The following is a 22895-nucleotide window of genomic DNA, read 5'->3' as shown; positions in this document are numbered from 1 at the left end:
CCGTCTCAGCTTTTCTTATAGAGACGCTTGCCCATCACCCAGGTCTCGTCGACGCAGCGATCGTCGCCGACCATCATGACGGCGAACAGCATGCTCGCGGCCTCGTCCATCGTGCGCGGGCCGGCGCCGTCAGCGATCAGCGACTGGTGCCACGCTTGCGCGATCTGGCCGCCGTTCGGATCGAGTGCGACGAAATCGGCTTCCTTGCCCGGCTCGAAATTGCCGAGCTTGTCGTCGATATAGAGGCCCTCGGCACCGCCGAGCGTGATCGACCAAAAGCCGCGATAGGGCGAGAGCTTGTTGCGCTCGGCCTCGGCCAAGTCCTTGCGCACGGGATCGATGCTGCCGTCGAGCAGCGTGTTGTTGCACATGCCGACCTTGTAGGCGTCATCTAACACGGAGATCATCGAGAAGCGATTGCCGCCGCCCATGTCGGTGCCGAACGACATCTTTACGCGGTGCTCCGGATCGGTGGCGCGGCCGAGGCGGAACAGGCCGCTGCCAAGAAACAGGTTCGAGCACGGGCAGAACACCACCGCGGCGCCCTTCTTCGACATCCGGCGGAACTCGTTGTTCGAGAGATAGACGCCGTGGCCGCCGGAGAATTTTGGACCGACCAGGTCGAACTTCTCGTAGACGCCGAGATAGTCCTGGCAATCCGGATGCTCGACGAGGACGCCGCTGCACTCGGCCGGGTTCTCGGAGATGTGGGTGTTGACCCAGCAATCCGGATGCTCGTGCTTGAGGCGCTGGCACGCCTTGAGCAATTCCGGCGAAGCACCGAACGCGAAGCGCGGCGTGATGGCGTAGAGGTTGCGACCCTTGTTGTGATACTCTGCGATCAGCCGCTTGCTGTCGCGATAGAAATTCTCGGGCGTGTCGATGAAATCCGACGGCGCGTTGCGATCGATGCCGGTGAGGCCCGCGATCACGCGCATGTTGCGGCGGGCCGCCTCCTCGAACAGCTCTTCTGTGGAGACCGGCGAGGAGCTGGTGAAGGCCTGGCAGGTGGTGGTGCCGGACGCCAGCAGCGCGTCGAGGAAACGCTTGACGCCCTCGCGCGCGTAGTTGCGATCCCGGTACTTGAGCTCTTCCGGATAGATCCACTTCTGCAGCCACGGCAGCAGCTGCTCGCCATAGGCCCCGAGCACGCGGGTCTGCGGCAAATGGATGTGGCCGTCGATGAACCCGGGGACGATGATGCGGTCCTTGATATGGGTGATCTCGACGTCCGGATGCGCAGCAGAAACCTTGTCATAAGGACCGAACGCCTTGATGACGCCGTCGGTGACGACCATGAGGCCGTCCTGGTGGAAACGTGCGGCGACCTGCTCGTTGCCGACGTGCTTCCAGGGATCGTCGATGAAGTCGAAGAACGTGCCGCGAATACCGACGGTGGTCATGAACTGGTTCCTTCGTTAAGACTGTGTGGCGTGGTGCGCCGACGGCAGCGAGACCGCGAGCAGCGTGCCCGCGATGGCGCAGAGGCCGAGATAGAGCCATCCGATCGGCGCCTGGGTTGCTTCAGGCAACACCGCCGTGATCGCCATGGCGCCGCTGACGGCGAGATAGCAGAGCGCGCTGATGAGGCCACCGATCAGGCCGTGGTCGCGCTCGAACAGGCCGAGCGCCATGCCGTACATCATCGGGCACAGCACACCGCAGCCGCCGAGCACCAGCGCGCCGCCGATCGTTATCGACGCGAAATCGAGACCGACGGCCATGCCTGTTCCGGCCAGCACCGCCGCGCCGGCAACAAATAGCGCGAAGGCACCAAACCCCATCACGCGCGCGGACACGACGCGCGCAAAATGGGCGCAGCCGAGCTCCCCGGCGAGATTGACCGCGCCGAGGCCGAGCGCGACGAGGCCGTAGATCGCCGCGGAATAGCCGAGGCCGGTCTGGTAGAAGAACGGCGCGACGACGCCGAACGCCAGTTGCGCGCTGGCTGACGCGGCGAACACCAGCACGAAGGCCAGGAAGCCCGGACGAACAAGCGCGTCGCGCAGGATACCGGCGGTGCGGCGCGGATCGAACGGCGCGCGCCGCTCTGCCGGTAACGTTTCGGGCAGAAGCAGCATCACGATCGCAGCGACGATGGCCGCGGCGACGGCAATGATGACGAAGACACCGCGCCAGGACGTCAGCTCGACGATGAAGCCGCCGGCCGCGGGCGCAAGCACAGGCGCGAGCCCCCAAGCCGCGCCCAACAGGCCGGAGATCGCCATGAGCTCGCGGCCGCGAAAGCAATCGGCCGCGACCGCATAGGCCACCACGAGGCAGGTGCAACCGCCGATGCCTTGCAGGAAGCGCAAGCCCAGCAGCAGCGAGGCGCTGGTCGCGAGCGCGCAGGCGATGCTCATCGCGACGAGCACGGCGAAGCCCGCAAGCAGGACGTTGCGACGGCCGAGCGTGTCGGAGGCGATGCCGACAGGCACCAGCGCCAGGCTCATGCCGAGCATGTAGGCGGTGACGGTGTTCTGCATCGCGGCGGGATCGGCGGCGAGATCCGCCACCATCTGCGGCAGGCCGGGCGTGTAGGCATCGAGCGGAATCTGGCTGAACGGGACGACGCACAGCAGGATCGGCACGATCCCCCGCTTCGCGCAACCGGCGTCCGAAGCAAGTGCGGTCATGAGCAACGCCCCCTTGATCTCCGCGTCCCCGTCTTTTCGTGCGCGCGTTGAGACGCGACGATGCAGGTTGCGGAATCTTGACGCGGGGGAACGTGCCAGAACTGTGTGTAAAAACCCTTAGGGGTTCCGGTTCAATGCTGGCGGCTCATGCCCCGAACCCCGAGCGTGGTGACGCTCCCGTAAAAAATGCGAAAACAACCCCATGCACAGTAAGGATCTTCCTGAAATCATTGACCCTTTCCAAAATTCTGTAAAGGCGAAATATTCATTTGCGCCGTCGGGCAAATCAGGTGCAGAATTGCATCATCGCCAATCGTGAATTCGCCGGCCGGCGCCGAGCCATTAACTGCTCGGAAGGCATCGACGTTTCGAACCGAACGCGCAGATCACCGCAAGAACTCCTCGATGGCTTCGAGAAACTGTCGCGGCGATTGGAGCTGTGGCACATGCGCACAACCACCGAGGATCCTGAGTTCGGCGCGCGGCAATCCGGCGGCCAGCTCATGTGACATCGGCGGCGGCGTCGCTTCGTCGTGCTCGCCGACCATCACGAGGACCGGAATTTTCACCGCGACGAGTTCCGAGCGGAGATCGAGGCTTGCCAATGCGTCGCACGCCGCACGAAACACGTCCGGATCCGTCCGCAGAAAGGCGGCACGGCGATCCTGCATCAGTTCAGGATGCTGCGCTTGAAACTCCGGCGCGAACAGGCGCCGCATCGCGACGTCAGTGATCGCCTCCAGTCCCTTCTCTCGCGACACCTTCGCCATGTTGCGAAACGCTTCGCGGCCGGGCTCCGAGAACGCCGCGCCGCTGTCGGCGAGAACGAGCTTGCTGGCGATGTCGGGATGCCGGATCGCCATCTGCAGGGCGACGAAACCGCCATAGCCATTGCCGAGCACGATCGCCGGCGCGCCACCCGCAGCATCGTGCACAGCCTCGGCCATTCGGTCCGCAATCCTGGCAAGGCCGCCTTCCACCGCACGCGAGCCGCCGAAGCCCGGCAGCTCCGGCACGATGATGCGAAACGATCCGGCAAGCGCGGGCACGATCGCATCGAAACTCGCACGGTCCGACAGCAGCGAGTGGAAGAGGAACAGCGGCGGCCCCTCGCCCGATTGCGCGGCGTTGACGGTCCCGTTGGCAAGAAGCCTGTCCATGTCCGGTCTTTCCCCGACTACGTCGGCCGGCCCGCGTGATCGCAGGCCTCATCGGTCCGATTGATAAATCAAATCGGCGGGATTTCAAGCTTTTGGGTCTTGACGTGAAATATCAGGATTGCCAGATTGACGCCAACAAGGTTCCACAAAATCATGCTTTTACGCGAAAACATCTACGATCTCCTCAGGTCTGATATTTTAGCATGTCGCCTAGCTCCCGGCGATGAAATGCGAGAGCAGGATTTGGCCGAGCGTTATTCGGTGAGCCGTCAACCGGTCCGGGATGCGCTTCTGAGGCTGCAGCGCGAGCACCTCGTGACGGTGCAGCCGCGCCAGGGCTATCGGGTCACACCGATCTCGCTGTCGGACGCCCGCGACCTGCTGCGCTTCCGCCTCGCGCTGGAGCCGGCCTGCGTTGCCGAGGCGATCGAGAGCGCGCCCGACAGCGTCTTGAAATCGCTCGACGAATTCCGCCGCTTCTCGGGCAACCACGAAGACTTCATCGCCTACAATCGCGGCTTCCACACCGCACTGGCGCATGCGTCCGGCAATCGCCGCATGGCAACGGCGCTGTGCGACCTGATCGGCCAGGCCGACAGGCTGGTCCGCGTCAGCGTGTCCAATCTGAAAGGCCACGATCCCGCGAAGCTCGTCGCCGAGCACGTCGCCCTGATCGACGCCATGCAGAATCGCGAAGCGAGAACCGCCGCGCGCATCATCAAGGCCCATATCGGAGCCACCGAAAAACGCGTCCTGCCGGCGCTCAAGCGCAACGCCGTCATCGTCGAAGAGAGGTCGTCATGAACATCCCGTCAAAACCCGCGTCGATCGACGTCGAAATCCACGGCAATTTCATCGACGGGCGTGAAGTCGAGGCCGGAGGCGGCGCGATGCTGGACGTCCGCAATCCCGCAACCGGCGATGTGATCGCCCGCATTCCCAATTCCACCGCCGAAGATATTGACCGCGCAATGACGAGCGCGCGTGCCGCGTTCGAAGGCAAGGCGTGGGGCGGCATGGACACGCGTGCACGGTCCAGGCTGGTCAACAAGCTCGCCGATGCCTTCGAGGCCAATCTCGACAGCCTGTACCGGCTGGAGACTCTCAACAACGGCCGTCCGATCAACGAGACCCGCGCGCAGCTCTCCCGCCTGCCCGACTTCTTCCGCTATTTCGCGGGCGTTGCGCTGGCGCGCCGCGACTCCGTGATCCCCGTCGAAGGCGCATATCTCAACTACACGCTCCGCACCCCCATCGGCATCGTCGCCAACTGCACGCCGTTCAATCACCCGCTGATGATCCTGTGCAAGTCGCTCGCCGTCGTGCTCGCGACCGGATGCGTTACCGTGGTCAAGCCGTCCGAATACACGCCGCTGACGACGTTGAAGCTGGCGCAGATCTTCACCGAGGCAGGTCTGCCGCCCGGCGTCTTCAACATCGTTCTCGGCCTCGGCCAGAGCGCCGGCAAGATGCTGGCCGAGCACGGTGACATCAACAAGCTGGTCCTGACCGGCGGCACCGAGGCTGGCCGCATCGCCGGCAGCGCGGCCGCAAAAGTGTTCGCGCATCAGACCATGGAGCTCGGCGGCAAGACGCCGGTCATGGTATTCGACGATTTCGACGTCGACCGCGCCGTCAACTATGCCGCGTTCGGCGCGTTCATCGGCGCCGGACAGACCTGCGTCTGCGCCTCGCGCCACATCGTTCAAGCCTCGATCTACGACGAATTCGTCGAGAAGCTGCAGGCCAAGACCCGCACGATCCGCGTCGGCGACCCCTTCGATCCCGCCACCCAGATGGGTCCCGTGATCTCGGCCAAGCAGCGCGATCGCGTGCTGTCTTATGCAGGTTACGGCCGCGAAGACGGCGCGCGTCTCGTCACCGGCGGCGTCGCCGCCAAAGTGCCGGGCCACGACAACGGCTATTTCGTCGAGCCGACGGTGTTCGCCGACGTCAGATCCGACATGCGCATCTTCCAGGAGGAGGTGTTCGGTCCCTTCACCTCGGTGACGCCGTTCAAGGACGAGGCCGACGCGCTACGGCTTGCCAACGACTCGCCGTTCGGCCTTGCCGCTGCGATCCGCACCCGCGACGTCGCCCGCGCGCACCGGGTCGCTGCGTCGGTCAAGGCCGGCATCGTCTGGATCAACGACCATCACCGGCTCGACCCGGCCTCGCCCTGGGGCGGCGTAGATGATTCCGGCATCGGCCGCGAATGCGGCACCGAGAGCTTCAACGACCACTTCAACACCAAGAGCGTGATGGTCGCGACCCACGAGCAGCCGTTCGACTGGTACCGCGACACAGCCAACCAGAAGCGACTGAACTAACAAACAGCGACAGGCGGCAGATCGCTCAGAGAGGCGGGCCGCATCAACCAGAACGACAGTCAGGGGAGAGCGTAAAATGTCGACATCGGTGAACGCAGGCGGCCGTCTTGATCGCCTGCCGATCGGGCCATTCCACCGCCGCATCATGCTGCTGATCGGCATCGGCATGTTTTTCGACGGCTTCGACATCTATATCGCCGGGACCGTGCTCAGCGTGACGCTGAAGACGGGCTTTTCGACACTCGCCCAGAACGCAGCCTTCATCTCCGCCACCTTCGTCGGCATGATGCTGGGGTCGTTCGGCACCGGCTTTCTCGGCGACCGCTACGGACGCCGCTTCACCTATCAATTCAATTTGCTGCTCTTCGGCATCGCTTCCCTCGCCGCAGCGTTCTCTCCAAACATGGCGTTCCTCATTGCCTGCCGCTTCGTGATGGGCGTCGGGTTGGGCGCGGAGAACGTCGTCGGCTATTCGACGATGACGGAATTCGTGCCCGCGCGCACCCGCGGCAAATGGCTCGGCCTCACGGCCGTGTGCGTCGTCACGGGCCTGCCCGTCGCGCTGCTGGTCGCATCCGTGCTGGTGCCGCAATTCGGCTGGCGCTCCATGTTCGTGCTCGGCGGCGTCGGCGCGCTCGTGGTCTGGTACATGCGAAAATCGCTGCCGGAATCGCCGCGCTGGCTGGAAGCCGTGGGGCGCAACGCCGAGGCGGAAGCGCTGATGCAGGTGATCGAGAAGGAGGCGGCACAGGGCCAGCCCCTGCCTGCGCCTGCGGCCGCATCACCGGTACCGGCGTCCCCCGATCTCGGCACGCTGTTCACTGCTCCCCTGCTGTCGCGAATGATCGTCGGTGCCGTCTGCCTGATCACGATCAACACCCTGCTCTATGGTTTCGTCACCTGGCTCCCCGTGTTCTTCGTCAAGCAGGGTCTCTCGGTCGCGACCTCGTTCGGCTATTCACTGCTGATGGCGCTCGGTGCACCGATCGGCGCGGCCATCGGTGCATTGACCGCGGACCGCTGGGGCCGAAAGCCGACCATCATCGGCGCGTCCGTGATCACGGTAGCGTTCGGCATTCTCTATCCGATGATCTCGGATCCGATCCTGCTGCCGGCCGTCGGCTTTGCACTGACGGTGCCGATCTACGTTCTGGTCGCCTTGCTGTTCGGCATCTATATCCCGGAGCTGTTTCCGACCGAAGTCCGCCTGCGTGCGTCCGGCATCGTCAACACGCTGGGACGCGGCGCGACGATCGTTACGCCATTCCTCGTCGTGTCGCTATTCGAGTCGCGCGGCGTAGCCGGCGTGATGGCGCTGATGATCGGGCTGCTGGTGGTGCAGATCATCACGGTCTGGGCGTTGGGCATCGAGCCGCGGCATCGCAGTCTCGAGGAAATGAAGGCGGAGGAAACAGCGGCGCCGGTGCTCAAGGAAGCCTCCTGAGTTTAGCTCTCGGCGATCTGATATGTTCCGCCTCCCGATATAAGGTCGTCATGCCCGGGCTTGTCCCGGGCATCCACGTTCTCGGTGCCGTGTCGTAGGGCGTGGATGGCCGGGACAAGCCCAGCCAAGACGCTGTGGAAGCGGTCAACGCCCCGAACGCCGCTCCGACCGGCGGGCAGATCTGGTTCCCGTTGCGCCGCCTCCTCATCCCGCTTCCAACATTGCATGTTCGGCGTCAGGATCGGTTGTCCAGACGACGACATACAATGGAGTTCGTGATGACCGCAGATGCCCCTGACCTCGACTACGGCTCGATCGGCGCATTGTCGGGCGCCCTGCACGGGCGCAAGGTCTCCGCATCGGAATTGCTCGAACACACGATCGCGCGCATCGAGGCACTCGATGGCCCTATCAACGCCATTGTCGTTCGCGATTTCGATCGCGCTCGGGATGCCGCACGCGCCGCCGATGCCGCGCTTGGCCGTGGCGAGCGGCTGCCGTTGCTCGGTATCCCCCTCACCTTGAAAGAACCGTTCAACGTCGCCGGCCTGGCGACCACATGGGGCTTTCCGCACTTCAAGGATTTTCAGCCGGCGGAAGATGCTCTCGTCGTTTCGCGATTGAAGGCGGCGGGCGCCATCATTATCGGCAAGACCAATATCCCGATCGGCTTGCGGGATTTCCAGAGCTACAACGACGTCTACGGGGCAACGAACAATCCGTGGGATCTCGGCCGGTCAGCCGGCGGCTCCTCGGGCGGATCGGGGGCGGCATTGGCCGCTGGTTTCGGCCCGCTCTCAATCGGCTCGGATATCGGCGGCTCGATCCGGGTGCCCGCGCATTTCTGTGGGGTGTTCGGACACAAGCCGAGCCTCGGCCTGGTCCCGCTGCGTGGATACAGTCTGCCGCCGGCGCCGCCCGTTCCTGGCCAGGGCGATCTCGCCGTCGTCGGACCGATGGCACGCACCGCCTCGGACCTTGCGCTGTCGCTCGACGTGATTGCCGGCCCGGACGAGACGCGCGACGGGATCGGCTATCGCCTTGCACTGCCAACCCCGCGCCATGACAATCTCAGGGATTTCAGGATCCTCGTGATCGACACCCATCCGCTGATGCCGACGGGTGACGCGGTGCGTGCTGCCATTGGTCGACTGGCAGAACGGCTCGAACGATCAGGCGCGCGCCTCGCACGCGCGAGCGCGTCGCTGCCCGATCTCGCCGAATCCGCGCGGCTCTACATGAAGCTGTTGAACGCCGCGCGAAGTCCGCGCCTGACACCGGCCGCCCTCGCAGAGGCACAAGGACTTGCCGCGGCACTCTTGCCCGACGACCGCAGCCTGCAGGCCGAGCGCGCCCGCGGCTGGGGCATGATCCATCGCGAGTGGCTTGCGATCGACGCGGCCCGCCTGCAGTTGCAGCAGAAGTGGCACCAATTCTTCCGCGAGTTCGACGCGGTGGTCTATCCGGCTGCCTCCGTCCCGGCGTTCCCGCACGACCATTCCGAGCCGTTTGACGCGCGGCAGCTCGACATCGATGGCAAGCTCACCAACTACTCCGACGCGTGCTTCATCTGGGCGGACCCTGCTTCGACTTGCGGTCTGCCGGCAACCGCCGTTCCGATCGAGCGCACGCCGTCGGGCCTGCCGATCGGCGTCCAAATCATCGGGCCTTATCTCGAGGACCGCACGACGATTGCGCTGGCCGGGCTGATCGAACGCGAGTTTGGCGGCTTCGTCCCGCCGCCGACGCTGTCTGCCGCGCAACTCGCGAGATGAATCAGGTTCAATCGGCCGACTGCGCCTCCACCGCCTGCACCGCGACGCTCGCCACCTGCCGCAGCGCTTCGCGATCTGCGCCCGACGACGCCATCACGCCCATGCCGACCGAGACGGCCGAGACGTAGCGCGCGAGCGCGGCGGGGTCGGCACTTTCCTTGAGATCGCCTTCGGCCTTGGCGCGGATGAAACGGCCGCGGAGCTGGTCTTCATTCCGGGCGCGGTGGGCGGCGAGTTCGAAGGGGACGTTCTCGGAGCCGGTGCCGCAGGCGATGCCGCCCTGCACCAGGAGGCATCCGGGCGGATTGGCGGGATCGGTCTGCTTCTCGGCGATGCCCATCAGCATCCGTTCGGCGACGTCACGGGCGGTGGATGCGGCCACCACCTCGTTCATCCAGACATCGCGCAGCTTGGTGTAGCGGTCGAGTGCGGCCTTCAGCAGGCCTTCCTTGTTGCCGAAACAGGCGTAGAGGCTCGGGGGATTGATGCCCATGGCCTCGGTCAGCTGCGCGATGGTGGCGCCCTCGTAGCCGTGTCGCCAAAACACTTCCATCGCCTGATCCAACGCCGTTTCGGCGTTGAATTCGCGGGGGCGTCCCATGCGCATGTGCCTGTCTCCTCGGAATCGGCGGCCCGTATCAGCTTAACGCCGGTCCCTATCTAATTGTTCTAGCTTTATTTTTCTTGCGTCTTCCCATCGTCGCGGTAAGCGGCTACAATTTTCTTAGTGAATGGTACATAAGTATCTTGCACTGCGACATCCAGCTCCACATCTGTAGTGAACACTACATATCTGGAGCGCGCAAATGCACCCCGCCCGAAATACCTCCCGCACCGGCCGTTTCCGCCGCCTTCTTGGCGGCGTCGCCATCGTCGGCACCCTCGCCGTGGCCGGCGCGATTGCGACCGGTCACTATCTTCATGCCGCCCAGGCAACCGCAACGGCCGCCGCGGCTGAACAGGCGGTGCCTGTCACTGTCGCCATGATCGAGCCGCGGCAGACCGCGCTGTGGGACGACTTTTCCGGCCGATTGGAAGCCATCCACCGCGTCGAGCTCCGCCCGCGCGTTGCCGGTGCGATCCTTGCGACGGAGTTCACCGAAGGTGCGCTGGTGAAGGCCGGCGACGTCCTCTTCAAGATCGATCCGGCGCCCTACGCGGCCGAGGTCGACAAGGCCAACGCCCAGCTCGAGGCAGCAAAGGCGCGCGTGGTGTTCACCACCAGCGAGGTCGAACGCGGCGCGCAGCTGGTCGGCAACGCCGTCGTGACACGCCGCGATTTCGACCAGCGCGAGAACGCCAACCGCGAAGCGATCGCCAACGTGAAGGCGGCCGAGGCAACGCTCCAGACTGCAAAGCTCAATCTCGACTACACCGAGGTGCGCGCGCCGGTGGACGGCCGCGTCGGCAAGATCGAAATCACCGTCGGCAATCTCGTCGCCGCCGGCACTGCCTCCCCGGTGCTGACCTCGCTGGTCTCGGTCAATCCGATCTATGCGTCCTTCGATGCCGATGAAGAGGTCGTGCTGCGTGCGTTGAACTCGATCGCGGACGCCAAGGGCGCGCGCGGCAAGCTCGACCAGATCCCCGTGGAGATGGCGACCTCCGGCGGCTTCTCGGCCAAAGGCCACATCCAGCTCATCGACAACCAGGTCAACGGCCAAAGCGGCACCATCCGGGTGCGCGCGGTGTTCCAGAACGAGGACGGGCGTCTGATCCCCGGCCAGTTCGCCCGCGTGCGCATGGGCCAGCCGAAGCAGCAGACGCTGGTGATGATCGACGAGCGCGCGATCGGCACCGACCAGGACAAGAAGTTCGTGATGGCGGTCGGCGACGACAGCCGCGCGGTGTACCGGCCGATCACGCTCGGCGGCGCCGTCGACGGGCTTCGTGTCGTCACCTCGGGCCTGAAGTCCGGCGATCGCATCGTCGTCAACGGCCTGCAGCGCGTGCGCCCGGGCGCCCTCCTCAAGACGGAGGTCGCGGCGATGGGCGCGCGTGGGCAGCAAGCAGCCTCCAACCACAGCAACCAGGACGTGGTGCAACGCTAGTTACCTCGTTCTGGGGCGCGACGAAGTCGCGAACTACGGTGCGCAATTGCGCACCTGAGAATCTCGAAGTTAGTGAAACCGAGCACATCACCTCTGGATTCCGGGTTCGCGCTGCGCGCGCCCCGGAATGACGGCGGAGCTGTCCGGAGAGCCGCAAGATATTGCCCAGGGGCAAAGCCATGAATCTCTCGAAATTCTTCATCGATCGTCCGATTTTTGCCGGCGTGCTGTCGGTCCTGATTTTCCTTGCCGGCCTGATCTCGCTGTTCGCGATGCCGATCTCGGAATATCCGGACGTGGTGCCGCCCTCCGTCGTGGTGCGCGCGACTTATCCCGGCGCCAATCCCAAGGTGATCGCGGAAACGGTCGCGACCCCGATCGAGGAGCAGATCAACGGCGTCGAGAACATGCTGTACATGTCGAGCCAGGCCACCACCGACGGCGCGATGACGCTGACGGTGACGTTCCGGCTCGGCACCGACCCCGACAAGGCGACGCAGCTGGTGCAGAACCGCGTGCAGCAGGCCGAGCCGCGCCTGCCGGCCGTGGTGCGCCAGCTCGGCATCATCACCAAGAAGTCGTCACCCGACCTCACCATGGTGGTGCATCTGTTGTCGCCGAACGGCCGCTACGACATGACGTATTTGCGCAACTATGCGGTGCTCAACGTCAAGGATCGCCTCGCGCGGATCGACGGCGTCGGCGACGTCCAGCTCTACGGCGCCGGCGACTACTCGATGCGGGTCTGGGTCGATCCGCAGAAGGCCGCCGAGCATGGCCTGACCGCGAGCGATATCGTCAAGGCGATCCAGGCACAGAACGTCGAGGCCGCCGCCGGCGTCGTCGGCTCCTCCCCCAACGTCAGCGGCATCGACCTGCAACTGTCCGTCAACGCGGAAGGCCGGCTCGCCACCGAGGAACAGTTCGGCGACATCGTGGTCAAGACCGGAACACGCGGCGAAGTCGTTCGTCTGCGCGACGTCGCGCGCATCGAGCTCGGCGCCTCCGAATACGGGCTGCGCTCGCTGCTCGACAACAAGCAGGCGGTGGCGATACCGATCTTCCAGGCGCCCGGCTCCAACGCGCTGCAGATTTCCGACAACGTTCGCGCCACCATGGCCGAGATCAAGAAGAACATGCCCGAAGGCGTGTCCTACCAGATCGTCTACGACCCCACCCAGTTCGTCCGCTCCTCGATCGAGGCGGTCATCCACACGCTTCTGGAAGCGATCGCGCTGGTGGTGCTGGTCGTGATCCTGTTCCTGCAGACCTGGCGGGCCTCGATCATCCCGCTGCTGGCGGTGCCGGTCTCGATCGTCGGCACGTTCGCCGTGATGCACGTGTTCGGCTTCTCCATCAATGCGCTGAGCCTGTTCGGCCTCGTGCTCGCGATCGGCATCGTCGTCGACGACGCCATCGTCGTGGTCGAGAATGTCGAGCGCAACATCGAATCCGGGCTGTCGCCGCGCGACGCCACTTATCAGGCGATGCGGGAGGTCTCGGGCCCGATCATCGCGATCGCCATGGTGCTGATCGCGGTGTTCGTGCCGCTGGCCTTCATCTCCGGCCTCACCGGGCAGTTCTACAAGCAGTTCGCGCTGACGATCGCGATCTCGACGGTGATCTCCGCCGTCAACTCGCTGACGCTGTCGCCGGCGCTGTCGGCGCTTCTGCTCAAGGGCCACAACGAGCCGAAGGACCGGCTGACGCTGATCATGGAAAGGGGCCTTGGCTGGTTCTTCCGCGGCTTCAACAAGGCTTTCACGCGCTCCTCGGAGAACTACAGCGGCAGCGTCACCAAGGTGATCTCGGGCAAGGCCGCCGTGATGGGCCTCTACGTGGTGCTCGTCGGGGTCACTGCGTTGCTGTTCCAGCAGGTGCCCGGTGGATTCGTGCCGGGCCAGGACAAGCAATATCTGGTCGGCTTCGCCCGCCTGCCGGACGGCGCGGCGCTCGACCGCTCCGAAGAGGTGATCCGCAAGATGAGCGACATCGCGCTGACCCAGCCCGGCGTCGAGAGTTCGGTGGCCTTTCCCGGCCTGTCGATCTCCGGCTTCACCAACTCGTCCAATGCCGGCATCGTGTTCTCGACGCTGAAACCATTCGACGAGCGCAAGGGGCCGGCGCTGAGCGGGAATGCAATCGCAGCCGATCTCAACAAGAAATACGCCGGCATCCAGGAAGCCTTCATCGCCATGTTCCCGCCGCCGCCGGTCAATGGCCTCGGCACCATCGGCGGCTTCAAGCTGCAGATCGAGGACCGCGCCGGCCTCGGCTATGAGGCGCTGAACGAAGCGACCAATGCGTTCATGGCGGCGATGCAGAAGGCGCCGGAGATCGCCGGCGCGTTCTCGAGCTTCCAGGTCAACGTGCCCCAGCTCTTCGCCGACATCGACCGCACCAAGGCGCTGCAGCTCGGCGTCCCCGTGACGGAGGTGTTCAACACGCTCCAGATCTATCTCGGCTCCTACTACGTCAACGACTTCAACAAGTTTGGCCGAACCTATTCGGTCCGCGTCCAGGCCGATGCGCCGTTCCGCGCGCGCGCCGACGACATCAGGCAGTTGAAGGTGCGCTCGTCCTCGGGCGACATGGTGCCGTTGTCGGCCCTGCTCAACGTCCGTCAGAGCGCGGGACCGGAGCGCGCGATCCGCTATAACGGTTTTCTGTCGTCCGACATCAACGCCGCCGCCGCGCCCGGCTTCTCGTCGGGCCAGGCGCAGGCGGCCGCAACCCGGATCGCAGCGGAGACATTGCCGCCCGGCTTTGCCTTCGAATGGACCGATCTGACCTATCAGGAGTTCATCGCCGGCAATTCCGGCCTCTGGGTGTTCCCGCTGGCGATCCTGCTGGTCTTCCTGGTGCTGGCCGCGCTCTACGAGAGCCTGACCCTGCCGCTCTCGATCATCATGATCGTGCCGATGGGCCTGCTCGCCGCCATGTTCGGCGTCTGGATATCCAAGGGCGACAACAACGTCTTCACCCAGATCGGCCTGATCGTTCTCGTGGGACTTTCGGCCAAGAACGCGATCCTGATCGTCGAATTCGCGCGCGAGCTCGAATTCGCCGGCCGCACGCCGATCCGGGCCGCGATCGAGGCGAGCCGCTTGAGGCTTCGCCCGATCCTGATGACGTCGATGGCGTTCATCATGGGCGTGCTGCCGCTGGTGCTCTCGACCGGCGCAGGTTCGGAGATGCGGCGCGCCATGGGCGTTGCCGTGTTCTCCGGCATGATCGGCGTCACCGTGTTCGGCCTGTTCCTGACGCCGGTGTTCTACGTGCTGCTGCGGACCGTGGCCGGCAACAAGCCGCTGGTGCATCACGGCAGCGACATCAGCGCGGCGCCGGTCCAGGGTTCGATCACCACGCCTTCCCACTAGACCAGGGAGATCCCCGAGAGCAGCAACAGGACGAGCACGGTCTTGCGAAAGACCGTCTCGTTGACGCGGTGAAAGGCGATCACGCCGAGCGCGGAACCAGCGAATAGCGCTGGCAGGCTGACCGCGAGATCGACCAAGACTTTCGACGACAGGTCCTGATGTCCGACCAGCAGGACGATCGCGAAGACCTGCATTGCGGCGATGAAAGGCTGCACCAGACCGCGCTGCTCGCTCTTGGGCATGCCGCGCATGTCGCACCAGATCGTCGGGATTGCGCCCGGCATCGCCGTCAGCCCGCCGACGAGCCCTCCGCCGAAGCCGATCAGCGCGACCCAGTGCCGGCCGACCGCGTCACCGGCGGTGATCAGCGTCGGGCGCAGCAGCATGTAGGCCGCATAGAGCGCAACGATGATGCCGAAGCCGCGCCTGAGCAGATGCGTATCCGCGCTCTGCAGCAGCGACACCGCGATGGGAACGCCGATCAATCCGCCGACGATCAGCAGCAGACTGCCCTCCCAGCGGATGCTGCGCCGGAGCGCCCAGAGATTGGTCGCCTGCACGCCGATGCTGCACGCCATCATCAACGGCACGGCTTCCAGCGGCTGAAACACCCGCAGCAGGATCGCGCCCGCGACGGCCGAAAACGCGAAACCCGACAGCCCCGAAACGAAGGCGCCGGCGAACACGGCAACGCTGAGCAAAATCAGAGTCGTGACATCAGGCACGGACCGTCCTCCGGTCAATCGTAGGGAATCTGCGGAACGGAAGCATCCGGGCTATCGGTGCAGGCGGCCGCCTCGCGTGGAAACGACATTTGCATGGCATGAGCGTGGGATCGTTCCAGAAGCGCCAGCCCGACCAGCTGAAGCGCGACGAGCGCCGTCGTCAGCGCGATCGCGACGATGTTGAAATTACGCGCGCTCGCAGGCCGGCTCGTCGGCGGCGCGCTCGCACGCATCAGATCCGTGGGCATGTCCTGAAATATCCTCTTGCTTGCTGAGCGGCGTGATTTCGGTCCAAGGCATTGTTTCGCCGGGCTGGGCCAGCAAATGGTGATAGCGCTGCAATGCGCGCCGCGCCTCGATCTTGCGCTGCTCGCGGAACACAGCGCCGACGCGAGCGACGATGTCGCGGAACTTGTCGGCCATGGCAAGTGACGTCCTTCGCATGACGATCTCCTCTCAAACGTTGCGAGAGAATGATGGGATTCACTCAGCCTGCTGTGAGTTGCTTCACAAAGAAGTCTGATACGTCGAAAGAAATCGTGTGACGCAGTCTGTAGAAGAGAGCGAAAAAAATCGCGTCATTCGATCGAATGACGCGCGATAACTTTCAAATGATGTCTCTGCTTGAACCTGTTCGCGAGCTGCAGCGAAGAGTCACGCTGCGCGCGTGCGCGTCAGTGCAGCAGCGGATTGGAGAATCCCGCCGCCAGCTTGACGAGATCGGCCTGACGGGACACGCCTGTTTTGGCGAAGACGCGATGCAGATGCGTCTTTACCGTTGTCTCGGCGATCCCCAGCGCGACCGCAGTCTCCGGCACACCGCCGACTTCGACGATCGACTGGAGAACCCTCAGTTCCGCCGGCGTCAGTTCGAAAGTGCGGTCGATCAGGCCGGCGCTGGAGCGACTGTCGAGTTCCGCCTTCCAGACCAGCAAGGCTCCGACGGCCGAGCTGCGCTCGGTCGCCCCATCGCGCAGTAGCGAGGGCAGCGCAATCACGTGCGCGACGTAGTGCGATCCGTCATGCGACGTCAGAGAGATCTTTCGACCATCGGCGGCGGCCATCGCGACCTCGCCCGGATCACGAAAGATATTGCGCAGGGCCAGATTGGCCTCGGAGGATCTCGTCACCAGCCGGCCCGAGATCGAGCGCAGGACGTCGTCCTCGGCCAGGATCGCCTCGGCCGCCGGATTGCTGTGGACGATCTGGCAAGCTGCATCGAGCAGGATGACGCCGGCATTCAGACGATCCACGACGTCGGCCAGCGCGCTCGCGCGTTGCTGCTTCCGTTCAATTGCGCGGTTGATCATCAGCGCCCGGCTCGCATGCGGGACCAGGAGCTGCATGCGCGCGCGCTGCTCGGCGTCGAGCATCTCCTTGCCCGGGATGACGGTGAGCAGCATCGGACATGGCGAGTTCGACTGCTCCAGCACCACGTTGGCGACATCGATGCAGCCCTGCGGGCGCAGCCATTCCTGATAGAAGCGCCCGCGGCGGTATTCGTCGAAATTCACGAGGTCCGGAATGTTGCGCACCTCGCCGTAACGGGGAAGCCGGGCGAGCGGATCGTACCGGGAATAGGTTTCGGAATAGAGCTGGATATAGTGAGGATCGACGCCGCAATAATAATGCGTCGCACCGGATTTGCTGACCGTATCCTTCGAAATCAGGCCGCAGGCCTGGCTGCCGATAAACGCATTGAGCATGACGACGACGTCGCTCCACAACTCCGGGTGGAGTCCTGCATCATAGATGCTCTCGATCAGCTCGGAATGTCCTAGAGGTCGCGGCATCGGAAGAGCCAATGGTCACATTCGAAAGACTTGCGTGCCTGGCGGCTCCTGTGAGTCTGTCGCGAGAGCAAAAGGTTCAACGCCGACGCGATCTGTCAGTGGACGAGCGGATTGGCAAATCCCGCTGCGAGTTTGACGAGATCGGCCTGCCGGGACACGCCGGTCTTGGCGAAGACGCGATGCAGATGCGTTTTCACGGTCGTCTCCGCAATACCCAGCGCTGCCGCCGTCTCCGGGACGCCGCCGACCTCCACGATCGACAGGAACACGCGAAGCTCCGCCGGCGTCAGCTCGAACGTTCGCGCGATCAATTCGCCACAGGATTGTCCACCGAGCGACACTTTGCGCACAAGCAGCGCACCGGCGGCATCGACCACGCGCTCGCTGCCATCGCGCAGCAGGGACGACAACGGCAGCATATGAGCGACGTAGCGCTCGCCGGTGGCGGACAACAGCGGAATCGCATGGCCGCCTGCGGCAAGCAATGCGCCGTCACGGCGGCCCGCGAATGCCTTGCGCAACGTCTGATTGGCTTCAGTGCTGCTGGTCACGAGTTGCCCGGCGACGGACCGCACCACGTCGTCGGCCGCGAGCAGGATCTGACCGGCCGAATTCGCGTGCACCAGGCGGCAGAAGCCGTCGAGCAAGAAGATCCCGACCGCCAGATTGTCGAGCACATCCGCCAGGGCCGTCGCCAGCGTCAGTTGCGCAGTCATGGCGCGGTTGACCAGCAGCGCGCGGCTGGCGTGCGGCACCAGCAACGAGAGGCGCTGCTTCATGGCGCGATCGACCATGCGGCGGCCCGACAGCACGGTCATCATCACCGGGCAGCTCGCGTTCGACATCTCGAGCACGACATTGGCCGCATCGCGGCATCCCTGCGGCTGCATCCATTCCTGGTAGAAGCGTCCGCGCCGGTACTCATCGAAATTCACGAGATCCGGAATGCTGACAATCCGGCCGTGTGGCGGCAGGACCGTAAGCGGATCGAATTTCGCATGGGTCTCGGAATAGAGCTGGATGTAGTGCGGGTCGGCTCCGCAATAGTAGTGCGTGACACCGGATTTGCTGATCGCATCCTTCGAGAACAGACCGCAGGCCTGGCCGCCGACGAAATCCCGGATGCCGGCTACCACATCGTTCCACAGCGAAGGATCGAGCCCGGCATCGTAGATGGACTCGACGAGAGCTGGCAGCTTTTGCGATCCGTGCATGGCTCAATATGGCACTGAATGATCAATGCCGGGGAGCATAACACAACCGCGGCATGCGGCATCCTCCGATCGGAGGAGGAGGCGCCGGCCGGGCGGATGGAGCCCGGCCGGCGGCATCGCGTTCGAGCCGCCAGGGCTGATGCCGGTTCAGAACGCGACGCGAACGCCGCCTTTGGCCGTGCCGGTCCGGCTCTCGTCGGACATCATCATGCCCTCCACGGCGCCGAACACCGACACGTTGCGGCTGGTGCGATAGTCGAAGCCGAGCCCGGCCACCGCGCCGACGGTGCTGCGGCTGCCGGGCGTCACGAAGGACAGGTTTTGGCCGATCAGCACCGTGTTGATGGTGGTGTCGCCAACGCGCTGGAGCGCGATGACGCCGCCATGGACGTTGGCCTTGAGCTCGCCGCCGGCGAGGCTCGTCACCCGCGAGAGATCGACCTCGCCCCGCTCCTCGAAATCCTGCAGCGTGCGGCCGCCGACCGAGAGCGACTGCGCCGAACCCGTCTCGCTATAGCCGTCGAACCGGCCGGCGACATAGCGCAACCGCGCCGTCGGCGTCAGCACATAACCGTTGCCGATGTTGAGCCTGTAGCCGTAGGCGACCTCCGGGCTGAAGTACCAGCCGCTGTAACTCGCCGTCGCCGTCTCCATGCCGCCGACGGCCGCGTTGTTCAGCACCAGGCGACGCGATCTGTTGTCGGCATTACCGCCCTGGAAGGTGAAGTCGAAGAATTGCGCGGCCCATTCGAAGCGGCCGTAGGCGCCGGCAAAGACGTAATTGGTGTCGACCGACTGCGAATTGAGATCGACCGAGAGGCCGCCCTGTCCGCCGCCGAGGAAGGCGCCGACCAGCCAATCCGGCCGAACCTTGCGATCGATGCCAATCGCGCCGCCCCAAGCCGTCGAGGTTGCGCGGAGGGTCGCGGCGGTCTCGTCCTGGATGCGCTGGCCGCCAAAGCTGTTGGCCCAGACCGTGATCGGCGCCGGATCAGTCCAGAGGCTGCGCGGCGCCTTGGCGAAGGGACCGGCCTGCGCCGTCTCCGGCGCGTAGGCCATCGCCATCATGTTGCCGCCGGCCGGACCGACGCCGCCGTATAGACGTCCCTGCACCAGCGAGGAGGCGCCGCCGGTGAAGTCCATCAGCGTGCGGTCGGTCTGCGCCAGCGCAGTCGGATCGAGCGTCGCGAGCGTGTCGCCGGCAAACACCTTCGGGCCAACGAAGCCCCCGCCTCCGGTGTTGGTGTTGATGACGCCCTCGAAGTTGACAAAGGTCGGGAGCTGAATGGTCGTCAGCGACGACACCCGGCTGCTCAGTGGAACGAAATTGACGTTGACGACATCATGGCCGAAGCCGAAATCGACCACGCCATTGATCTTCGAACCCGGCAGCAGCGTCAGCGTGTCCGCTTTGGCGGAAAGCTTGATCGCGACCCCGCCGGCGCCAGCGATGGTACCGGAGTTCGCGATGTTCGATCCATCGGTCGATTCGATGCCGATCCGGCCGATGATCATGCCGGAATTGGCGACGTTCGCCTGGGTCATCAGAATGCCATGACCATTGACGGTCGAGCCCTGAAGCAGGCCTGCATTCGTCACATTGGCAATGTTGGCGTTGACGGCGGCGCTCTGCCCGATGATCGATCCGGAATTATTGACGTTGCCGAAGATCGCATTGACGCCGCGGTCTGCCGTGACGGTTCCGGAATTATAGAGGTTCACCGTGATGCCGCTCATGCCGAAGCCGGTCGTCGTCGCAATCCGTCCGGCATTGGTTACGTTGACCGTCGTGGCGAAGATGACGGTCGAGCCGCTGGTGATCGTGCCGCTGTTCAGGACGCTAGCCGCACCGTTCCCGGCGTTGATGCCGGACTGGGTCCCGCTGATCGTGCCGCTGTTGCGGACGAAGACATCTCCGGTGTCCACAACGACGGCAACGCCCATGCTACCCGCGGCACTGATCGTCCCGGCATTGTCGATGACGGCGGAAGTAGCGGCGAAAACCGCATTGTTGTCGCCAATCACGGTGCCGCCCGCGAGGTTCGTCAGATCGATGTTTTTCGCCATTATCCCGGCTTCGTGGCCGGAGATCGTGCCGGCGTTACTTACTGTCGCCAGGCGGTCGGAGAAGATCGCGGCGCCGGAAGTTCGGGTCTGCGTGATCAGGCCTGTGCTGAGATTGGTGATGGTTGCATTGCCGTTGGTGTCGACGGCCCTGTCCTCGCCCCTGATCGTGCCGGCATTGCTGAGAACGATTGTCGCCGGCGTAATGGCGTTGAAGCCGGCAATCATTGCTCCTTCCAGGTTGGTGATCGTCATGTCGCCGCCGGTAATACCCGCCGCATTCGTTCCACTGATCGTGCCTGCGTTGGTGAAAACGCTATTGACCCCAACCTTGAAGCCAAAGTCGTTGCCGCTGACGGTCACACCCGCGCGGATGTCATAGGAGTTATTGTCATCGCCGCTCGTCCCGTAGCCGGTACCGCTGCCCTGCTGGGTGTCCGTGTCACTTGCACAGACCACCGTCGCGTTGCTGACAGGCGCGGTCGGGGTACAGGCGGCCATGGCGGGTTCGCTGGTAAACACCGGGACGACCAGCGCGGCTGGCATCAATAGCCACAGCGATAGCAAAGCCAAACGCCATCGTGCGACGCTGCCCGCATCCGACACAATCATTCCCAGTCCCTCAAAGCTATTTCGTCGCTCGCCTCCTGCGATCGAAGGAGGATGATTCCAGCGAATCTGAATTCACGGACGCCAAGGTAGAAAGGAGCAACGCCTTCGACTTGGACGGATACGACCGGAGCTCGGCCTGGAACGAACCGACGCGGTTTGGCGAAGCACTGATGCAAAGGCGCGACACCTCCGAAAGAACTACGGCTGGTCCCAGCCGACCCTTTCCTCGCTCTCCGCCCAGACCGGTGCGCGATAGATTTCCCGGCCGCTCTTGTCTCTGACGCGAATCCAGGCGTCGCGGTCGCGCAGATCGTCACGCCAGACGAAAAGATGGTTTGCCATCTCGTTGGCCACCACGACTGTGGCTTCCGTACATTCGAACACCATGCCGCCGGGATCGATCTTCACTATGTTGCCGACCAGAAGGTCAAAAAAGAAACGGTGCATTCAATACTCCGGCTGCTGATGCCGCACGCAACGCTAGGGTCAAGGCTTCGCAATCAGGGATCATGTCGGATCCCCGTCTGCTGGTTGAAATCGGCAGTTGGCAGAAATTCAGTTGCGCGCGGTCACGGCATCTCGCCGCTCCTGACGTCGCTTGGGGTCGCATTATAAGTCCGCCGGAAGCAGCGGTTGAAATAAGAGAGATCACCGAATCCGACGTCGTAAGCGATCGAGCTCACCGTCCGTCCAGCGTGTCCGGGTTCCCGCAGCATGCGATGCGCGCGCTTGACGCGCTGCTCGGTCAGGAAAGAGGAGAACGTCTTGCCGTCGGCCTCGAACAGGCGCTGGAGATAGCGCGGCGTCACGCCGAGCTCCTGCGCGACCGAGGCCACCGACAGATCCTGCCGCCAGCAATTGTTGGCAATGGAGACTTTCGCCTTCTGGAGCCGGGCCGCCTTGACGCCGCGCCGGCCGGCCAGCTCCCGCGTCTCACCGGTCGCACCGAGGACGAGAGCCAGAAGGTCATGCAGATGCCCGACCCCGAGCTGCCGGAGGTCAGGTGCCGCGAACGCCTCCTCCCGCACCAGCGTCACCGCGTAGTCGACCAGCAGCCTGAGTCCGGTGGACTTTTCCGGCATGACGCGCATCACGGCATCATCGACGTCAACGATCATCGGTGCCAGTACGCGTCTCGGCACCCGCAGAGAGAAGCAGCTGCCCAGCGACAACCGCTCGAACGTCGTGACGTCCTCCGCACTCGTCAGGACTGCCTCTCCAGCATTGAGCTTCAGATCGTATCCTCGCTCGGATATTCCGAGAACGCCGGACCTGTTCACGATCAGGGCGAGACTGTCGTCGCCATCGGCCACCAGCTGCCTGGTGCGAATGACCCGCGCTCCGCACAATCCCCCGATCAGCAACTGGGCTTCCGGCAGGACGTGGGACGTGAAGCTCGCCGCTGCCGGCTTTCCTTCCCTTGCCTCGACCTCTGCCTTCAGCACCCCGCGACAATAGAAATCGCGAAGCATCGAGATGCGGTCGCCTTCGGGAATTTCGTTGGTCGAAACGTTCAGAACGGAAAAATCAACCATGCTGCTCACTGCAATCTCTCCAACCGACGAGCAGGCCGGCCATACGCTGTCGTTTCCCCGCACGCGCGTTCGATGCCATCGCGGCATGTTCGTGCGGCGGGCGCTGCTCTTCTTTTCAGAAGCGCGATATACGAAAGTCTCGAATGGCTCGCGTCCTGCGTTCGGAGGACCAGCGG

At 64.3% G+C, this 22895-nt stretch carries 17 protein-coding genes; 6 read left to right on the top strand and 11 right to left on the bottom strand.

The genetic code is table 11. The features are described from left to right. Nucleotides 1-5 precede the first annotated feature (5 nt). From guaD to IVB24_RS18895, 3 genes are all read right to left on the bottom strand, one after another. Nucleotides 6-1403 carry a guanine deaminase gene (gene guaD, locus IVB24_RS18905; protein ID WP_247768061.1) on the bottom strand — a complete coding sequence of 466 codons (1398 nt, stop codon included), beginning with the start codon at nucleotides 1401-1403 and terminating at the stop codon, nucleotides 6-8. 15 nt (nucleotides 1404-1418) lie between these two features. Then, complete coding sequence (locus IVB24_RS18900) at nucleotides 1419-2636, bottom strand: multidrug effflux MFS transporter (protein WP_166469672.1); 1218 nt, start codon at nucleotides 2634-2636, stop codon at nucleotides 1419-1421. Between the two features lie 386 nt (nucleotides 2637-3022). Then, on the bottom strand, nucleotides 3023-3796 hold the full coding sequence (locus tag IVB24_RS18895; RefSeq protein WP_247768060.1) for an alpha/beta fold hydrolase: 774 nt from the start codon (nucleotides 3794-3796) through the stop codon (nucleotides 3023-3025). Nucleotides 3797-3949: 153 nt separating this feature from the next. On the opposite strand from IVB24_RS18895, the gene IVB24_RS18890 reads away from it, so the two are divergent. The 4 genes from IVB24_RS18890 (at nucleotide 3950) to IVB24_RS18875 (ending at nucleotide 9345) form a co-directional block, all read left to right on the top strand. Continuing rightward, the gene (locus IVB24_RS18890; protein WP_162308501.1) at nucleotides 3950-4600 is read left to right on the top strand and encodes a GntR family transcriptional regulator; all 651 of its coding nucleotides are present in this window, start codon (nucleotides 3950-3952) and stop codon (nucleotides 4598-4600) included. Next, a complete protein-coding gene (locus IVB24_RS18885) occupies nucleotides 4597-6126 on the top strand; it encodes an aldehyde dehydrogenase (protein WP_247768059.1) in 1530 nt (509 codons plus the stop codon). The genes IVB24_RS18890 and IVB24_RS18885 overlap by 4 nt, the downstream gene beginning before the upstream one ends. A gap of 76 nt (nucleotides 6127-6202) precedes the next feature. Next, a complete protein-coding gene (locus IVB24_RS18880) occupies nucleotides 6203-7570 on the top strand; it encodes an MFS transporter (RefSeq protein ID WP_247768058.1) in 1368 nt (455 codons plus the stop codon). A 278-nt stretch (nucleotides 7571-7848) separates the two neighbouring features. Next, the gene (locus tag IVB24_RS18875; protein WP_247768057.1) at nucleotides 7849-9345 is read left to right on the top strand and encodes an amidase; all 1497 of its coding nucleotides are present in this window, start codon (nucleotides 7849-7851) and stop codon (nucleotides 9343-9345) included. 7 nt (nucleotides 9346-9352) lie between these two features. On the opposite strand, the gene IVB24_RS18870 is transcribed toward IVB24_RS18875, so the two are convergent. Continuing rightward, complete coding sequence (locus IVB24_RS18870) at nucleotides 9353-9952, bottom strand: TetR/AcrR family transcriptional regulator (protein ID WP_247768056.1); 600 nt, start codon at nucleotides 9950-9952, stop codon at nucleotides 9353-9355. Nucleotides 9953-10151: 199 nt separating this feature from the next. Here IVB24_RS18870 and IVB24_RS18865 point away from each other — a divergent pair, with 199 nt between their 5' ends. Both IVB24_RS18865 and IVB24_RS18860 read left to right on the top strand, forming a co-directional pair. Then, nucleotides 10152-11396, top strand: coding sequence for an efflux RND transporter periplasmic adaptor subunit (locus IVB24_RS18865; RefSeq protein ID WP_247768055.1), 1245 nt, complete (start codon nucleotides 10152-10154; stop codon nucleotides 11394-11396). Nucleotides 11397-11575: 179 nt separating this feature from the next. Beyond that, nucleotides 11576-14776, top strand: coding sequence for a multidrug efflux RND transporter permease subunit (locus tag IVB24_RS18860; protein ID WP_247768054.1), 3201 nt, complete (start codon nucleotides 11576-11578; stop codon nucleotides 14774-14776). On the opposite strand, the gene IVB24_RS18855 is transcribed toward IVB24_RS18860, so the two are convergent. The 7 genes from IVB24_RS18855 to IVB24_RS18825 form a co-directional block, all read right to left on the bottom strand. Next, nucleotides 14773-15501, bottom strand: a complete 729-nt coding sequence (locus IVB24_RS18855) for a sulfite exporter TauE/SafE family protein (RefSeq protein WP_094974677.1) — start codon at nucleotides 15499-15501, stop codon at nucleotides 14773-14775. The two genes, IVB24_RS18860 and IVB24_RS18855, sit on opposite strands and share 4 nt — an antisense overlap. Before the next feature lie 186 nt (nucleotides 15502-15687). Then, nucleotides 15688-15924, bottom strand: a complete 237-nt coding sequence (locus IVB24_RS18850) for a hypothetical protein (RefSeq protein ID WP_247768053.1) — start codon at nucleotides 15922-15924, stop codon at nucleotides 15688-15690. 251 nt (nucleotides 15925-16175) lie between these two features. Then, nucleotides 16176-17294: a LuxR C-terminal-related transcriptional regulator gene (locus IVB24_RS18845; protein WP_247768052.1), complete on the bottom strand. Its 1119-nt coding sequence runs from the start codon at nucleotides 17292-17294 to the stop codon at nucleotides 16176-16178. A 95-nt stretch (nucleotides 17295-17389) separates the two neighbouring features. Continuing rightward, entirely contained in the window at nucleotides 17390-18508 is a 1119-nt protein-coding gene (locus tag IVB24_RS18840) for a helix-turn-helix transcriptional regulator (RefSeq protein ID WP_247768051.1), read from the bottom strand. A 147-nt stretch (nucleotides 18509-18655) separates the two neighbouring features. Then, complete coding sequence (locus IVB24_RS18835) at nucleotides 18656-21073, bottom strand: autotransporter outer membrane beta-barrel domain-containing protein (protein ID WP_247768050.1); 2418 nt, start codon at nucleotides 21071-21073, stop codon at nucleotides 18656-18658. A gap of 309 nt (nucleotides 21074-21382) precedes the next feature. Continuing rightward, nucleotides 21383-21631 (bottom strand): hypothetical protein, encoded by a 249-nt coding sequence (locus IVB24_RS18830; protein WP_166474823.1) that lies wholly within the window; start codon nucleotides 21629-21631, stop codon nucleotides 21383-21385. A gap of 122 nt (nucleotides 21632-21753) precedes the next feature. Next, nucleotides 21754-22719 carry an AraC family transcriptional regulator gene (locus tag IVB24_RS18825; protein ID WP_181956907.1) on the bottom strand — a complete coding sequence of 322 codons (966 nt, stop codon included), beginning with the start codon at nucleotides 22717-22719 and terminating at the stop codon, nucleotides 21754-21756. Between the last annotated feature and the right edge of the window lie 176 nt (nucleotides 22720-22895).

The sequence above is a fragment of the Bradyrhizobium sp. 192 genome (assembly GCF_023100965.1).
GTDB classification, from domain to species: domain Bacteria; phylum Pseudomonadota; class Alphaproteobacteria; order Rhizobiales; family Xanthobacteraceae; genus Bradyrhizobium; species Bradyrhizobium symbiodeficiens.
Note: the sequence above shows the minus strand (reverse complement) of the source record. Positions and strands in the feature narration are given on the sequence as shown.

Coding starts and splice junctions, on each gene's coding strand:
- IVB24_RS18830 (WP_166474823.1), bottom strand. CDS start 21,631: ATGCACCGTTTCTTTTTTGACCTTCTGGTCGGCAACATAGTGAAGATC.
- IVB24_RS18850 (WP_247768053.1), bottom strand. CDS start 15,924: ATGGCCGACAAGTTCCGCGACATCGTCGCTCGCGTCGGCGCTGTGTTC.
- IVB24_RS18900 (WP_166469672.1), bottom strand. CDS start 2,636: ATGACCGCACTTGCTTCGGACGCCGGTTGCGCGAAGCGGGGGATCGTG.
- IVB24_RS18865 (WP_247768055.1), top strand. CDS start 10,152: ATGCACCCCGCCCGAAATACCTCCCGCACCGGCCGTTTCCGCCGCCTT.
- IVB24_RS18890 (WP_162308501.1), top strand. CDS start 3,950: ATGCTTTTACGCGAAAACATCTACGATCTCCTCAGGTCTGATATTTTA.
- IVB24_RS18885 (WP_247768059.1), top strand. CDS start 4,597: ATGAACATCCCGTCAAAACCCGCGTCGATCGACGTCGAAATCCACGGC.
- IVB24_RS18870 (WP_247768056.1), bottom strand. CDS start 9,952: ATGCGCATGGGACGCCCCCGCGAATTCAACGCCGAAACGGCGTTGGAT.
- IVB24_RS18840 (WP_247768051.1), bottom strand. CDS start 18,508: ATGCACGGATCGCAAAAGCTGCCAGCTCTCGTCGAGTCCATCTACGAT.
- IVB24_RS18860 (WP_247768054.1), top strand. CDS start 11,576: ATGAATCTCTCGAAATTCTTCATCGATCGTCCGATTTTTGCCGGCGTG.
- guaD (WP_247768061.1), bottom strand. CDS start 1,403: ATGACCACCGTCGGTATTCGCGGCACGTTCTTCGACTTCATCGACGAT.
- IVB24_RS18835 (WP_247768050.1), bottom strand. CDS start 21,073: ATGGCCGCCTGTACCCCGACCGCGCCTGTCAGCAACGCGACGGTGGTC.
- IVB24_RS18875 (WP_247768057.1), top strand. CDS start 7,849: ATGACCGCAGATGCCCCTGACCTCGACTACGGCTCGATCGGCGCATTG.
- IVB24_RS18880 (WP_247768058.1), top strand. CDS start 6,203: ATGTCGACATCGGTGAACGCAGGCGGCCGTCTTGATCGCCTGCCGATC.
- IVB24_RS18825 (WP_181956907.1), bottom strand. CDS start 22,719: ATGGTTGATTTTTCCGTTCTGAACGTTTCGACCAACGAAATTCCCGAA.
- IVB24_RS18845 (WP_247768052.1), bottom strand. CDS start 17,294: ATGCCGCGACCTCTAGGACATTCCGAGCTGATCGAGAGCATCTATGAT.
- IVB24_RS18895 (WP_247768060.1), bottom strand. CDS start 3,796: ATGGACAGGCTTCTTGCCAACGGGACCGTCAACGCCGCGCAATCGGGC.